This is a genomic window from Chitinophaga sp. Ak27, assembly GCF_012726295.1.
Classification (GTDB): domain Bacteria; phylum Bacteroidota; class Bacteroidia; order Chitinophagales; family Chitinophagaceae; genus Chitinophaga.
In genome coordinates this window covers 352728-367565 of record NZ_JABAOB010000003.1, presented here as the reverse complement: position 1 = coordinate 367565, position 14838 = coordinate 352728, and the positions used below count along the sequence as shown (strand labels likewise).

Genomic DNA, 14838 nt, shown 5'->3' with positions numbered 1-14838 from the left:
TTTATCCACCTACTTACACAGCTGCTACCGGAGCAGGCAATGGGTCCGCATAATGCGCCAGCCCGAAGTTCCGGGTCAAGGCTTCCTGCGGATGCGCCACATGCCATTCAAATTCGTCACGGAAGTGGCGTATAGCGGCAGCCACCGGCCATGCAGCAGCATCGCCGAGCGGGCAAATAGTATTTCCTTCTATCTTACGTTGAATATCCCAGAGCAGGTCGATATCACTCATCTTGCCTTTACCGTACTCAATATTCTTCAGTACTTTCTCCATCCATCCGGTACCTTCACGGCAAGGGCTACACTGACCGCAGCTTTCATGGTGGTAGAAACGGGCAAAAGTGAGGGTATTGCGTACAATACACTGATCTTCATCCATCACAATAAACCCGCCGGAGCCGAGCATAGAACCCGTTGCAAACCCGCCATCAGCAAGACTTTCATAGGTCATCATCCGGGTTTCACCCTTAGCTGTTTTCAGCAGCAGGTTAGCCGGTAACACGGGTACAGAAGAGCCGCCGGGGATACAGGCTTTCAGGCGTTTATTATTTTTGATACCACCGCAGTATTCATCAGAATAGATGAACTCTTCTACGGAGATATTCATTTCAATTTCGTATACACCAGGCTTATTGATGTTACCACAGGCAGAAATCAGTTTAGTACCGGTGGATTTGCCGGTGCCATATTTGATATACTCATCACCGCCGATGTTGATGATAGGCACTACTGCGGCCAGTGTTTCCACGTTATTTACCACGGTAGGGCACTGCCATAATCCTTTTACCGCCGGGAATGGAGGTTTAATACGTGGATTACCTCGTTTACCTTCCAGTGATTCTATCAGGGCTGTTTCTTCGCCACAAATATATGCGCCGGCGCCGCGTTGTACATATATTTCGAGATCGAAACCGGTACCGAGAATGTTTTTACCCAGCCAGCCTTTATTTTTTGCTTCTGCAATGGCTTGTTCCAGGATGTCTGGAATCCATGCATATTCACCGCGGATGTAGATGTAAGCACTGTTAGCACCGAGGGCAAAGCTGGAGATAATGAGCCCTTCAATGAGGAGGTGGGGGATAAATTCCATGAGGTAACGGTCTTTGAACGTACCTGGTTCCGATTCATCCGCATTACAAACCAGGTAGCGGGGAACGCCTTCCGGTTTGGCGATGAAACTCCACTTTAAACCGGTAGGAAAACCTGCACCACCGCGACCTCTCAGGCCGCTCTTCTTCACTTCTTCCAGTACCGCATCGGGGCCCATGGTTTTCAGCGCTTTTTCCGCTGCAGCATAACCGCCATTGCTCCGGTAGGTGTCATAGTACCGGATGCCTTCTATATGTGCTTTATCTAACAGTAATTTGCGTCCCATTTTCTTCCTTATGGTGTAATGGTACCGGACTATCCGACCCCATCAATGATTTTTGTATATATCTTTTATGCCTTACGTATGCCGTGTTGCGAAATGCGGTCTGCCAGTCTGTAAAACAGGAGGCCGGCGCTAACGCCACAGATAAAGGAAACCAGCCAGTTATCGATCCGCCACAATGCGGTGAGTAATCCCACCAGTAAAAGTGCTTCTACGATTTGCAGTTTATGCCGCTGATACATGTCTCTTACACGCATGGGCAAGTTGTTTTTTGGATGCATCAGTTTGCGTTTGCTTTAGATCTGCATTCTGCAATGATTTCATCTACCTTGGCTGGTGTCAGATGCTCGCGGTAATGCTTACCCAGCTGCATCATCGGTGCATAGCCACAGGCGCCCAGGCATTCTACCGTTTTAAGGGTAAACAGCCCGTCTGCGGTAGTTTCGCCCACACCAATACCCAGTTTATTTTTTATATAGTCAATGATTTGATCAGAACCACTTACCATGCAGGGACCTGTTTGACATACCTCGAAAAGGTAGGTACCTACTGGTTTCAGGTTAAACATACTATAGAAAGTAGCTACTTCATACACTTCAATCGGCTCCAGTTGCAATAGCGTAGCAACGTAGTCCATTGTTTCTGCACTCAGCCATCCACCAAATGCTTCCTGAGCCAGGTGCAGCACTGGTATCAATGCACTCTTCTGCTTCCCTGCCGGGTAGCGTGCAATGATTTCTTTTACTTTATTCAGTTTCTCTTCCGAAAATTGAACCTCAGCCATTATTTTAATCAGCTTTAATCTTCAAAATATTCTTTACCAGAGTTTATCAGCTCCCTGTTAGGCATCCAGTTCCCCCGCAATCAGGTTCAGGCTACTCATACAAACGATGGCATCGCTCAGCATGGAACCTTTAATCAACTCGGGATAAGCCTGGTAGTAAATAAAGCAGGGACGGCGGAAATGCAGTCTGTAAGGACTACGGCCACCATCGCTGATCAGGTAAAATCCAAGTTCACCATTTGCTCCTTCCACGGCATTATATACCTCACCCGGTAATATATCTGTTTCCCCCATCACTATCTTAAAGTGATAAATAAGGGCTTCCATTTTCGTATATACATCCTTTTTATCAGGCAGGTAGTAAGCTGGTACATCTGCATGGTATACCTCTGCCGGCAGGGATTTCAATTTTTCCATGGCCTGGCGGATGATACTGATGCTTTCCCACATTTCCGCATTACGCACCAGGAAGCGGTCGTAGCTGTCACCGGTAGTACCTACCGGTACGGAAAAGTCGAAGTCTTGATAAGAGCTGTACGGATTAGCTACCCGTACATCGTAGTCAACGCCGGCAGCACGCAGGTTAGGACCTGTAAATCCATAGCTGAGCGCCCTTTCAGCACTGATAGCGCCTACACCCTGGGTACGTTCCATGAAGATACGGTTACGGGTAAGCAGGGTTTCAAATTCTTTCAGTACAGCAGGATATTCTGCCAGGAAGCGTTCTATTTTGGCAAATGCAGTTGGTGTGAAATTTCTTTCAAAACCGCCGATACGACCAATGTTGGTAGTCAGACGGGAACCGCATATTTCTTCGTAAATTTCGTATATCAATTCCCGGTAAGTCATCACGTATACGAACCCGGTTAAAGCGCCGGTATCCACGCCCATTACAGAGCTACAGATCAGGTGATCTGCAATACGCGCCAGTTCCATGATAATCACGCGCAGATAGTCTACCCGTTTAGGTACTTCGATACCCAAGAGTTTTTCTACAGTGAGTAACCATCCCATGTTGTTGATAGGGGCGGAACAGTAGTTAAGACGGTCGGTAAGTGGTGTAATCTGGTAATAGGGACGGCGCTCCGCAATCTTCTCAAATGCGCGGTGGATATACCCTACGGTAGGTACCGCGCTGACAATACGTTCACCATCGATTTCCAGGATGTTCTGAAATACGCCGTGGGTAGCCGGGTGGGTAGGACCCAGGTTCAGCGTGGTGGTGTCTTTCTCGATGGAGCCTTCCGGCAGTTTTATATGTTGTTTCTGATCTAACATAGCCTGGTTGTATTAAATATTTCCTCCCCTTCCAAACATTTCATCATCCTTATCAATACGCATAGCGTCTTCCAGCGGATATTCCTTTCTCATGGGGAAATAGGTCATTTCGTCCACATTCAGTACACGGATCAGGTTAGGATGGCCAACAAAATTGATCCCAAAGAAATCGTAGGTTTCGCGTTCCATCCAGTTAGCCGATTCATATAAGCTGGTAGCGGTAAAAACGTCCGGTTTGGTCACAGGCGTAAATACTTTCAGACGGAGCCTGATATTGTCCTGCAGGTTGTGCAGGTGATAGACTACTGCCAGCTCTTCGTTCTTTTTTTCCGGGTAATGCACAGCGGTGATATCCGTTAAAAAACGAAAACGCAATTCCTCATCATCAAACAGGAATTGCATTACTTTCAGGTTATAATCTTTCTGTGCGGTGAGGGTAAGCAGGCCGTACGGCTCTTCAAAGCCGCTAAGCACATCTCCAAACTTCTCCGTCAGGCGTTGCTGTATGCGTTCGTTTGTTAAAGACATTAACAATTTGAAATTTACGATTTACAATTAACCATTCCCTCTCCTTACTTGATACCGTAGGATTCCATCAGCTCCTTATATTTGTCAGAGTTACGGCGGCGGAGACTTTCCTGACCTACGAGGTCCTGTATTTTCATGAAGCCGTCGATAATTCCTTCTGGTCTTGGAGGGCATCCCGGTACATATACATCTACCGGAATTACCTGGTCTATACCCTGTAATACGGAATAGGTATCAAATATACCACCGCTGCTGGCGCAGGCGCCTACAGCCATTACCCAGCGTGGTTCCGCCATCTGCAGATATACCTGGCGTACAATAGGTCCCATTTTCTTGGAAATAGTACCCATAACCATCAGCAAATCGCACTGGCGTGGCGTAAAAGCCATACGTTCTGCTCCAAACCGCGCCATATCATATGTTGCCGCCATGGTAGCCATGAACTCAATACCACAGCAGGATGTCGCGAAAGGTAAAGGCCAGATGGAGTTTTTACGCGCCAGGCCTATTGCCTTATCAAAAGAGGTGGCATAAAATCCTTCACCGGAATATCCATCAGGGATTTCCACCATCTTCACTTTATTATTATATTGAACCGGACGAGCCATTGGATTTAATTTAGAGGTTTAAGATTAGTCTTCCCACTTCAGGGCGCCCTTCTTTGTGATATAAATAAAACCACATAAGAAGAAACCCACAAACATCAACACAGCCATGAAGCCTTCCCAACCCAGCTCTCTGAAATTCACAGCATAAGGGTAGAAAAAGATAACTTCCACGTCAAATAACACGAAAAGAATAGCGGTGAGGAAGTATTTGATAGCTACCGGCTGGCGGGCGTTTCCCTTTTGCTCAATTCCACTCTCAAAGTTAATAAGCTTATCGCTGGTTTTACGCTTGGGACCCAAAAAGTGAGTAGCTAACATCGTGATCCCTACGAAACCTAAAGCAGCAATTAATTGCAGTACTATAGGGAAATAGCTGAAAGGAGTAGTCGTTGCTGACAAAAATACAGTGTCTGTATACATAAGCTTCCCGATAAAAACATTGTCCGAATGCGCAAAAATACTGTAAGTTGACCAAATATCAAATCTATTAGTAGTTAAAATATTATCTTTTTTCACCAACCGGAAACTAAAAAACCTCCTGTAAGTACAGGAGGTTTTTTAGTTATTTGACATTTTTCAATGCTTATTTCTTGTTCTGGCCAGCCTTAGCAGCTGGTTTAGCTGCTGGCTTGTTCGCCGCTTTTTCGCGGGCAGCCATATTTTCGATGATTTCTTTCAAGGTAGTGTTGTTTGGATCCAATGCACCAAGCTTATCACCATATACCTTCACATTCGCTTTATCTTCCTTGTAATAATAATATAACAGTTCATAGCTGTAAGCTTTGATCAGCGTAGATTTATTCTTAGCCGGATCGCTTTCAGACATTTCTATGTATTTGTCATAGTAAGGCTTAGCCAAACCAGCCTGAGCCTGAGGATCTTTCGCGTTGTTGGTATATCCTCTCCAGTAGTAACCGGTACCCAGGTCAGGTTTTACCTCTATTACTTTCTGGAACGCCAGATCTGCTTTATTCAGCAGGGCAGTGTCGTAAGGATTCACAGATACTGCACCGTAGAAGTAGTTGATACCTACGTTGAAGTAGTCGATCGCCTGTAACTGTTCTTTATTAGCTGTGCTGATTTCATTGGCTTTTTCATACCATTCGGCAGCAGCGGTGTATTTTTTAGCAGTTTTTAGCTGTTCTGCAATCTGGATAAAGGTTTCCGGATCTTTAGCAGTGATAGATCCTGCATATTTTTCCAGGTAGCCCAGCGCTTTATCTGTATACTGATTCTGCGTAGCAGTATCGGCAGATTTTAAACGCATATAGATAGTACTCAGCAGCTTATAGTCGTTGGAGTCCAGTTTAGCCTCGCCTACTTTAGCTACATACTCATCCATTGTTTTCTTAGCATTCAGGGAGTCGCCTTTCTGCAGGTAAGCATCCCCGATCAACAGGTTCAGCTTATTGGTATAGAGCTCATTAGCACCTGGCAGGGTAGCCTGACCTTTGGAGATCGCGTTATCATAGTCTTTCTTAAAGAAAGCGATGTAAGCGCCCAGGTACTGGTTCTTGGTTTTATCTGCCGGGTCAGCAACGCCCATATATTTTTCCAGGTATTTGGCTGCTTCATCCCAGGATAACTGATCCTTCTTCGGCGTAATATAGAAGTTAAACAGTTCGTAATAAGCCGGACCGTAGTTGGGGTCCATGTTGGTAGCTTTGGTATAATCAGCTACTGCTTCAGATTTCAGTCTGGCGTTGTAGTTTACCAAACCTTCTTTCATTACAGCTTCTGCATTGTTAGGATCTACTTCCAGCGCTTTTTCATAAGTAGTGATGGCTTTACCACCATTTTCACCACCCAGGTAACGGTAGGCATCTCCTAATTCGATATAATCAGCTGCAATCGGTGTGTATTGTTCTTTCTTTTTACGGCCTTCATTGTTCAGGAGTTTTTCCATCACACTAAGGGCATAAGGGCGATCGCCACCTTTAATTTCTGTGTTGGCATCAGCGATGGCGCGGGCTACATCCCCGTCGCGACCCTGGGTAGCAGCACTGGCTGCTTCAAATTTCTGTTTTGCAGCAGCGGCATTACCATTGATCAGATCAATACGGCCCATACCTGCCTGTAATAAGGCTGAAGTAGGCACTGCCTGTAAACCTTTCTGGAAAGTAGCTGCAGCACCTGCAACATCTTCCAGTCCGAGCTGTGCTATACCGAGGTAATAATAAGCTTTGTCCTCCGTAGGCTTTGCTGCTATCACCTTCTCTAAATTCTGCTTGGCAGACAGATATTTACCATAATACAGGTCTTTCACTCCGTCTTCCACAGATTGGGCCATCACACCGCTGGATGCAGCGCAAAGCAATGCTACGATTAAACTTTTCCGTTTGTTCATGCAATCTGGTTTTTTAGTTTTAGTTGTGTTTTTTTTCTACTTCAGGTTCGCTTCCCGGAAAACTACATTCAATCTGGCGGGGAATAAACGGAACTGTTTGATGACCAGTTGTCCTTCATAACTGCCGAGAAAGGTTGCAAATCCGCTGCCCAGGCCATGATAAGGCTCTTTCAGGCAAAAGAAGAAGCCACGCTTTAATGGATAGGTACCAATACCAATATAAGCCTGGTATGGCTTAACAAAATCCGAACCATTGTCTGCCCTTAACCTCACTACACTCACCTGCTTCGTAAAGGCCATCGACAATGAATCGGCGGGATCAGAGATCCAGCTGACACCTATCACACCAATTGCGTCTTTGTTTTTAGACACGTAATCCACCACCTCAGGATTGGTTTTGGCAGCCATTGTGTTTGTTGGCAAAGGCTTTCCCTTATTGATGGAATCCATGATGTATCGCACGGTGCTTGAGTTGGCATTATCAAACACCAGTTGCCATTTTCTATCTTTAGCACTACCATCCATGATGCTACGCACCTGATCCATCGTAAATACGGAATCAGGATTGTCTTTATTCACCACCAGTGCCAATGCATCCCAGGCAAGTAAAAGGCTGTTAGGCGTAATTTTTATTTGCTTGAAATATTCCAGCTCCTGTTTGTTGAAATCGCGGGTTACGATCACCAGGCGGGCGCTATCATTTAAAAGATCTTTAAAACAATCTGCTTCCGGTTTATAAGAAGCTTCGATATGTGCTTTGGGATACAGCGATTCAAAAACTTTTATTTCTGAATCCATGAGCGGTTTATACGTTTCATCTACGCTGATGCGAATAGTACCTTCCGTGGCTGTATCAAGTTTTTTCGCATTTGGATTTGGCCCACAAGCAGCCAATACCAATACTAGTGCTGATAAATATACAGCATTCATTCTTTTAAAACTGAAAAACATATCTGCCCTCTTTAGTTCCTGTTAAAAAAAAGTTTCCTGATTCCATTATAAACCCTAAAGAGGCCATAGATTAGCAATATCGCACCAGCTATGTTCATCGTTGTTTGTGAAATACGGAAATGAGCCAACCCCATTCGTTCTCCGAATATGGCAAACAAACCAAAAAGGATAAAAAATAGCCCCCTGATCAGCTCACCCATTGGCCGATACCTGTTTTCCAATCGTCTGCTTGTCTGTTCTTCGTGTGTTTCCATGTTGCGAGTTACAATTATACAAAAAATAATTTTTTAATCCGGTAAAGAGAATTTTAGAAGAATGTTAAAAAACTGCAACAAAACTGCACCCAATCGCCTATCTGGCCGCAATTTGAGGCATTTTTTCAACATCGCGCAAATTTTTGATTTAAAATTTCATCATTTCCCGCTAATTACAATTTGCGGAAGTTTCTGCTTTATTGAACCTGAAATCCTTCTTTTTGAGCCCGTTTCTATGATAAAGATGCAAATGGGTACACATTTCCATAATATCTTGTAGGTTTGCGGCCTGATATTCATCTTTGATACGATATGAAGATTTTGATGGTATGCCTGGGAAATATTTGTCGTTCTCCCCTGGCAGAAGGCGTAATGCGACATCTGGCGACCGAAAGGGGGCTCAACTGGGAAATTGATTCTGCCGGCACCGGCAGCTGGCATATAGGTCATTCCCCCGACCACCGGTCTGTAAAAGAAGCCAGGAAAAACGGCGTGGACATCTCCAGCCTCAAAGGCCGGCAGTTCCAGGCAGCCGATTTCGATACCTTCGACCGCATTTATGTAATGGACCGGAACAACTATGCCGATGTGATAAGAAAAGCCCGCAACGAGGCCGATAAAGCCAAAGTGCATTTCTTGCTACCGGAACAACAGGAAGTCCCGGACCCTTATTACGACGACAAAATGTTTGCTCCCGTATATAAAATGATCTATGAGGCTTGTGATGCCATCACAGCCCAGCAACAATAAACTTTTAATATTTTTTTGAGATGATAAAGCCAGGCATTCCTAAAGGTACCCGTGATTTTGGCCCGGTGGTAGTAAGAAAACGTAATTATATCTTCCAGACCATCCGCGAGACCTTTGAACTATTCGGCTTCCAGCCACTGGAAACTCCCGCCATGGAAAACTTATCCACCCTCACCGGTAAATATGGAGAAGAAGGGGATAAACTGATGTTCAAAGTATTGAACAACGGAGACATCTATGCCGGCGCTCACGAAGCAAAAGATAACAAAGAACTGGTAGCTGCCATCACGGAAAAAGCCCTGCGCTATGACCTTACGATCCCATTTGCCCGCTATGTGGTGATGAATCAACATGAACTAGCGTTACCCTTTAAACGCTATCAAATGCAGCCGGTATGGCGGGCCGACAAGCCCCAGAAAGGCCGCTATCGCGAATTTTACCAGTGCGATGCAGACGTGGTGGGTAGCAATTCCCTGCTAAATGAAGTAGAACTCCTGCTGATCTACGATACCGTGTTTACTAAACTGGGATTGAAAGGATATGAGCTGCGTATCAATAACCGCAAAATATTAGCCGGCCTCGCAGAAGTAATCGGCAAACCTGAACTACTGACTGATATTACCATCTCCATCGATAAACTGGATAAGATAGGCGCAGCCGGTGTCCGGAAAGAACTGGAGGAGCGCGGACTTGCACCCGACGACATCAACACCATTGAACGCTTCCTCGCCATTGACGGCAGCAGCACGGAAAAATTGTCGCAGCTGAAAGAACTGTTGCAATCTTCCGCTACAGCGCTAAAAGGCATCGAAGAACTATCGTTTGTGATCAACTCCGGCTATGGTGATTTTAACACTACGCCAATCATAGATGTAACCCTGGCCCGTGGCCTCAACTACTACACCGGTTTAATTGTAGAAGTAAAAGCACCCGCTACGGTTAAAATGGGCAGCATCGGCGGCGGCGGCCGATACGATGATCTCACTGGCCTCTTTGGCCTTCCAGGCATCTCCGGCGTTGGTATCTCCTTTGGCGTAGACCGTATTTATGACGTACTGGAAGAACTGCAGCTCTTTCCCCAAACAGCACAACAATCTACCAAGGTATTGTTCCTAAACCTGGGGGAAGACAGCGCCCGTAAAGCATTTGGTTATATGATGCAGCTGCGCAAAAATGGCGTAGCCGCAGAACTGTTCCATGAAAATGCTAAAATGGATAAACAGATGAAGTATGCAGATAAACGCGGTATTCCATATGTGATCATCCTCGGTGAATCAGAACTACAGGAAAACACACTCAGCATCAAAAACCTGGTGAACCGTCAACAGGAAAAAATTGAGGCAGCTGCCCTGCTCCAGTTTACATTCTAACATACAACTGGCTTCAGCAAAAATAAAACAGGCGGTATCTTCAGTGATACCGCCTGTTTCCTTTACAAGATGTTGCTAATTACTTAGCATGACGTTTAGCAAATTCTGCTTTTGCACCTTCCAGGTATTTCACAAATGCATCCACATCTTCCTTAGGATCATAACCATACCCTTTATTCACCAGTGCCTTACCTTCCAGGTCAACCGGGATGTAGTAAGGCTGGGAGTTACGGTTGAAGTTAGATACTTCCAGGTCCTGGTTCTTCTGTCCTATGTTATTCACTTTTTCACCCGTAGTTTTGGACACATATTTTTCCGCATCCTCCAGCGATGTTTTTTCATCTGTGTATAAAGAAGCCACGATAAAGTCGTTGCGCAGGATTTTCATTACTGCAGGCGATGACAATACCGATTTTTCGAATTTACGGCAGTTTACACAGGTATGACCAGTGAAGTCGAGCATCAGGGGCTTATTGGCCGCTTTTGCGGCTGCCAGCGCTTCTTCATAGTCAAAGAATACGTTTTCCACACCCGGAATTTCAGAATGTAAAATACCTACCAGCTTCTTTGGTTTCACGGTGTTGGCCTGGCTGCCGCCATTGCCGCTACCGGCGCCAGCGCCGCTTTCCAGGGCTGCCTGGATATCCACCAGCGATTTGTTCAGGTTAAAGTCCTGGGAGCCTTCGTGAGGCAGGAATCCGCTGATACCTCTCAGTGGCGCTCCCCACATACCGGGGATCATATATACCACGAAGGTAAAGGTAACGATGGCGAAGCAAAGCCTTGTAACGGACAGGAACGGAACATCGCTGTCGTGGCTGAACTTCAGCTTGCCAATCAGGTACAGTGTAAGCAATCCGAAGATGGCGATCCACAGAGCGAGGAATATTTCACGGTCCAGCAGGTTCCAGTGATATGCCATGTCTACATTGGAGAAGAACTTCAACGCCAGCGCCAATTCAATGAAACCCAGGGTTACTTTCACGGCATTTAACCAGCCACCGGATTTCCCGATCTTATTCAGCAGGCTGGGGAACAGCGCGAATAAGGAGAACGGGATAGCCAGGGCCAGGGAAAACCCAAACATCCCTACCAGGGGACCAGAGTTACCTCCTTTAGCCGCCAGCACCAGCAGGTTTCCTAAAATCGGACCTGTACAGGAGAAAGATACGATGGCCAGGGTAAGCGCCATAAAGAAGATACCCAGCATGCTACCCATACCCGCCTTGGAATCAGACACATTGGCCCAGGAGCTGGGCAGACTGATTTCAAAGGCACCCAGGAACGAGAAGGCAAACAACAGGAAGATCACGAAGAAGATCATGTTGGCGATACCGTTGCTGGCCAGTGAATTCAGCGCACTGGCACCGAATATCTTGGTGATGAGAAAGCCCAGCAATGTATAAATAACGATGATAGACAAAGAATAAGTAAAGGCATTCTTGATACCCTGGGCCCGGGTGCCGCTACGCTTAGTGAAGAAGCTCACCGTAATAGGAATCATAGAAAATACGCAAGGCGTAATCAATGCGATGAAACCACCACCAAAGCTGGCGATAAATATCCACCAGAGCGATTTATTGGAGGCATCATCATCGGCCACATCTCCGGAAGCAGTAGTCTTGCTGCCGGAAGCAGTAGCGGTGGGCGCTGTACCAGCGCTGGTTGATTGCTCCACCGGTACGCTGAAGGTTTCTTCTACCGGAACAGCCTCTTCCCCTTTCAGGGCCATGTAGGTAATGGTACCACTCAGTTTGGATGCAGCGCCATTCAGCTTTACATCTGCCAGTAACTCTACTTCATTCTCGAAATATTTGATGTCGAGATTATCGAATAACGGCTCTTTACGGTTTTCCAGTTTACCATTTTCTGTAATGCCGGCAATAGTGGCATTCACGCTGGTGTCCAGTGCTACCCTGGTATTGGGATCATCATTTCCCATGGTGGTGGAAAAAATCAACCAGCCTTTATCTACTGTACCTTTCAGGTGCAAAACATATTCCTGGTCGCTTTTCTTTTCTGCAGAAACCTGCCATTTAACAGGTTTCGGGCTGTTGTCCTGGCCATTTGCATGCAAAGCAAAGAGAGCGAAGACAGGTATTAAAAATGAAAGCAGTTGCTTCATAAAGTCAATAGGCTTTAAATAATATAGATCTGAGAAAACAAGAAACGAGTTCCCTGGAAGAGGAACTCGTTTTACGAGTATTATTATCAGTTACCGGATACAATTTACTTTCCTCCTACATTCACCGCAAATTCCAGTTCTTTTGGAGGCAGACACTGGTGGTCATCGCACACCATGAATTCTACAGAACCTTTCACTTTAGTAGCTGCTTTACCTTTTATGGTTACTTTCTGTACGAAGTCTACTGTGTTTTCGTAGTATTTCAGTTCAGAGTTGAAGTTTTTGTCGAATGCTTTATGCAGTTTACCTGTTTCAGTTACTTTACCATCCAGTGTTGCCAACGGATTTTTAGTAAACTTGAAAGAGGTAGGTACCGGGCCTTCTCCTGCTTCCTGCGCGTACAGGTGCCAGCCAGCTTCGATTGTAGCGATGGCGTGTACTTCGTAGGTGTTGGCATTTACTTTCTTGGCAGAGAAGCTCCATTTTACCGGATTTTCGATTTGTGCACTTGCCAGGATAGGCAAGGCGAACAAAGCCAGTGCTGTGAGTAATTTTTTCATGCTTTTCTTTTTAATTGGTTGGTTGATTTAATCTATTAATTGTTATTGATCAGACTCTGTAAAATCAGCTGCCCGTCTGTATTACCCAGGGCGAGGCTGGTAGCTCTTTCCGGGTGAGGCATCATACCAAAGACATTTCTTTCTTTGTTACAGATACCTGCGATATTACGGATGGCGCCGTTTGGATTAGCTGATTCAATAATGTTGCCAAACTCATCGCAGTAACGGAACAGTACCTGGTTGTTCTTAAACAGCTCTTCAATAGTAGCATCGTCTGCATAATAGCGGCCTTCTCCATGAGCTACCGGGATCATAAGCGCCCTGCCGGTTACATCTTTAGTGAGTGCGGTAGTGGTATTTTCGCTTTTCAGGAAAACATTCTTGCAAACAAACTGCTGTTGTTCATTCAGCAATAACACCCCTGGCAACAGGCCGGCTTCACATAATACCTGGAAACCATTACATACACCTATTACGCGGCCACCTTTGTTGGCAAATTCAATCACACTCTGCATCATTGGGCTAAATCTCGCGATAGCGCCGCAACGCAGGTAATCGCCATAAGAAAAACCACCCGGCAATACGATACAGTCATTGGTTGTAAATGCGCTCAGGTCTCTGTCCTTATGCCATAGTTCTATTACTTCCTGTCCCAGGTCGTTACGCAGGGAATCAATCATATCATGATCACAATTAGAACCGGGAAAGGTGACAACGCCAAATTTCATCTGAAAATGTTTTGTGTTTATGTGTAAATAATGTTTTTAAAAACTGTTTTTATCCCTGTTTTTATCCTCATTTTTCACGAATGACAAATCTAATGGGAAAGGACAAAATTACTTCGCCGTTCGCAATTTTCCATTGCCGTTTGTCCTGATTTAACAAATTACTGGTAATCAGCCTTTTAAAATGGAGAAACTAGCTGAAATACTGCATAACGATGACGTACGCCAGTGTGATAAAGTGGATAATGTTCGCAAAAGTATCGTTTGTGACAGACCAAAAGACGTTACCGGCGAACATGGAAACTGGCAAAACGGCTAACACCCAGTACCCGGCAGAAAAATGCACGTTAAAAAACGGTACCAGCATGGCTACCAGTACATATATGATCAATGCTGCCCATATCTTGCGGCCCTGAATCAACATTTTCTTAAGCGGGCGCTGTAATAACAACCAACCTATCACAAAAAACAGTAAACAGGCCACCATGGCTCCCCATACCTTATAATCCTTAATCATGGGCAGCGATAACCCGATATTCGGTATTTTCCAGAGTAAGGTCATCTGTCCGGTCAAAAAGAGATAAGTACCCATCAAATAAATCGGACATATGAGCCCCAGCAGGGCAATAATCCACTCTGCCAGGCGGAAAGCCCGCATAATGAGCATGCTCGCCAGTAACAGCACACAGAAGATTACTGAGGGGAAATAAAACAATCCACATACCCCCAACGCAAACCCGATGTTAAATACCACATCCCGGGCCGAAGTCCGTGTATACAGCTCCGTTATACTGGAAAACACCCATAACATAATGAGGTTGACCAGCAACGCCGGAGAAAATACGTTCCAGCTATACAGCATAGAGGTAAAAAGCAGGAAGCACATTGCCGGCAGGTAAGTAGGCCGGGCAAACAACCGGTGATGGTTGACTATGCGGGTAAATAACAGCGATTGCAGGAACAATAACAGGATCGCCAGGGACGTGAAGATCAGTGGACTGTTGCCCATAGCGGCTTGCATCCATTTCACCAGCAGGTGGTACAATAATCCTTCCGATCCATCTGCCACAAAGGAGGATGGATGAATCAGATAGTAAAACTTAACGACCAGTGTATATATCAGCAGGAGCAATACCGTTAACGGATTGCCTGAACGGAAAAATCTTATCACAGTGCAAAGGTGTGA

15 protein-coding genes are annotated in these 14838 nt (G+C 45.5%); 2 read left to right on the top strand and 13 right to left on the bottom strand.

From position 1 onward, the window contains the following. Positions 1 to 13: 13 nt before the first annotated feature. The 9 genes from nuoF to HGH90_RS12945 form a co-directional block, all read right to left on the bottom strand. Positions 14 to 1375 carry an NADH-quinone oxidoreductase subunit NuoF gene (gene nuoF / locus HGH90_RS12985; protein WP_145664520.1) on the bottom strand — a complete coding sequence of 454 codons (1362 nt, stop codon included), beginning with the start codon at positions 1373 to 1375 and terminating at the stop codon, positions 14 to 16. A 65-nt stretch (positions 1376 to 1440) separates the two neighbouring features. Beyond that, on the bottom strand, positions 1441 to 1629 hold the full coding sequence (locus tag HGH90_RS12980) for a hypothetical protein (protein ID WP_169191275.1): 189 nt from the start codon (positions 1627 to 1629) through the stop codon (positions 1441 to 1443). Between the two features lie 23 nt (positions 1630 to 1652). Next, positions 1653 to 2156: a complex I 24 kDa subunit family protein gene (gene nuoE, locus HGH90_RS12975; RefSeq protein WP_168761851.1), complete on the bottom strand. Its 504-nt coding sequence runs from the start codon at positions 2154 to 2156 to the stop codon at positions 1653 to 1655. 57 nt (positions 2157 to 2213) lie between these two features. Beyond that, positions 2214 to 3434 carry an NADH-quinone oxidoreductase subunit D gene (locus tag HGH90_RS12970; RefSeq protein ID WP_169191274.1) on the bottom strand — a complete coding sequence of 407 codons (1221 nt, stop codon included), beginning with the start codon at positions 3432 to 3434 and terminating at the stop codon, positions 2214 to 2216. Between the two features lie 12 nt (positions 3435 to 3446). Beyond that, positions 3447 to 3962, bottom strand: a complete 516-nt coding sequence (locus HGH90_RS12965) for an NADH-quinone oxidoreductase subunit C (RefSeq protein ID WP_168761850.1) — start codon at positions 3960 to 3962, stop codon at positions 3447 to 3449. A 44-nt stretch (positions 3963 to 4006) separates the two neighbouring features. After that, on the bottom strand, positions 4007 to 4570 hold the full coding sequence (locus HGH90_RS12960) for an NADH-quinone oxidoreductase subunit B (RefSeq protein WP_168761849.1): 564 nt from the start codon (positions 4568 to 4570) through the stop codon (positions 4007 to 4009). A gap of 24 nt (positions 4571 to 4594) precedes the next feature. Beyond that, positions 4595 to 4990 (bottom strand): NADH-quinone oxidoreductase subunit A, encoded by a 396-nt coding sequence (locus HGH90_RS12955; protein ID WP_145664501.1) that lies wholly within the window; start codon positions 4988 to 4990, stop codon positions 4595 to 4597. Positions 4991 to 5153: 163 nt separating this feature from the next. Next, entirely contained in the window at positions 5154 to 6917 is a 1764-nt protein-coding gene (locus HGH90_RS12950) for a tetratricopeptide repeat protein (protein WP_169191273.1), read from the bottom strand. A 36-nt stretch (positions 6918 to 6953) separates the two neighbouring features. Continuing rightward, positions 6954 to 7847, bottom strand: coding sequence for a substrate-binding domain-containing protein (locus HGH90_RS12945; protein WP_168761847.1), 894 nt, complete (start codon positions 7845 to 7847; stop codon positions 6954 to 6956). A gap of 587 nt (positions 7848 to 8434) precedes the next feature. On the opposite strand from HGH90_RS12945, the gene HGH90_RS12940 reads away from it, so the two are divergent. Together HGH90_RS12940 and hisS are read left to right on the top strand one after the other, a co-directional pair. Further along, on the top strand, positions 8435 to 8872 hold the full coding sequence (locus tag HGH90_RS12940; RefSeq protein WP_168761846.1) for a low molecular weight protein-tyrosine-phosphatase: 438 nt from the start codon (positions 8435 to 8437) through the stop codon (positions 8870 to 8872). A gap of 20 nt (positions 8873 to 8892) precedes the next feature. Further along, a complete protein-coding gene (gene hisS / locus HGH90_RS12935; protein WP_169191272.1) occupies positions 8893 to 10242 on the top strand; it encodes a histidine--tRNA ligase in 1350 nt (449 codons plus the stop codon). Positions 10243 to 10321: 79 nt separating this feature from the next. On the opposite strand, the gene HGH90_RS12930 is transcribed toward hisS, so the two are convergent. The 4 genes from HGH90_RS12930 to HGH90_RS12915 form a co-directional block, all read right to left on the bottom strand. After that, a complete protein-coding gene (locus HGH90_RS12930; RefSeq protein WP_169191271.1) occupies positions 10322 to 12367 on the bottom strand; it encodes a protein-disulfide reductase DsbD family protein in 2046 nt (681 codons plus the stop codon). Between the two features lie 104 nt (positions 12368 to 12471). Then, the gene (locus HGH90_RS12925; RefSeq protein WP_169191270.1) at positions 12472 to 12927 is read right to left on the bottom strand and encodes a protein-disulfide reductase DsbD domain-containing protein; all 456 of its coding nucleotides are present in this window, start codon (positions 12925 to 12927) and stop codon (positions 12472 to 12474) included. 35 nt (positions 12928 to 12962) lie between these two features. Further along, positions 12963 to 13655, bottom strand: a complete 693-nt coding sequence (purQ, locus tag HGH90_RS12920; protein ID WP_168761842.1) for a phosphoribosylformylglycinamidine synthase subunit PurQ — start codon at positions 13653 to 13655, stop codon at positions 12963 to 12965. A 190-nt stretch (positions 13656 to 13845) separates the two neighbouring features. Beyond that, positions 13846 to 14823, bottom strand: coding sequence for a hypothetical protein (locus HGH90_RS12915; protein ID WP_168761841.1), 978 nt, complete (start codon positions 14821 to 14823; stop codon positions 13846 to 13848). Between the last annotated feature and the right edge of the window lie 15 nt (positions 14824 to 14838).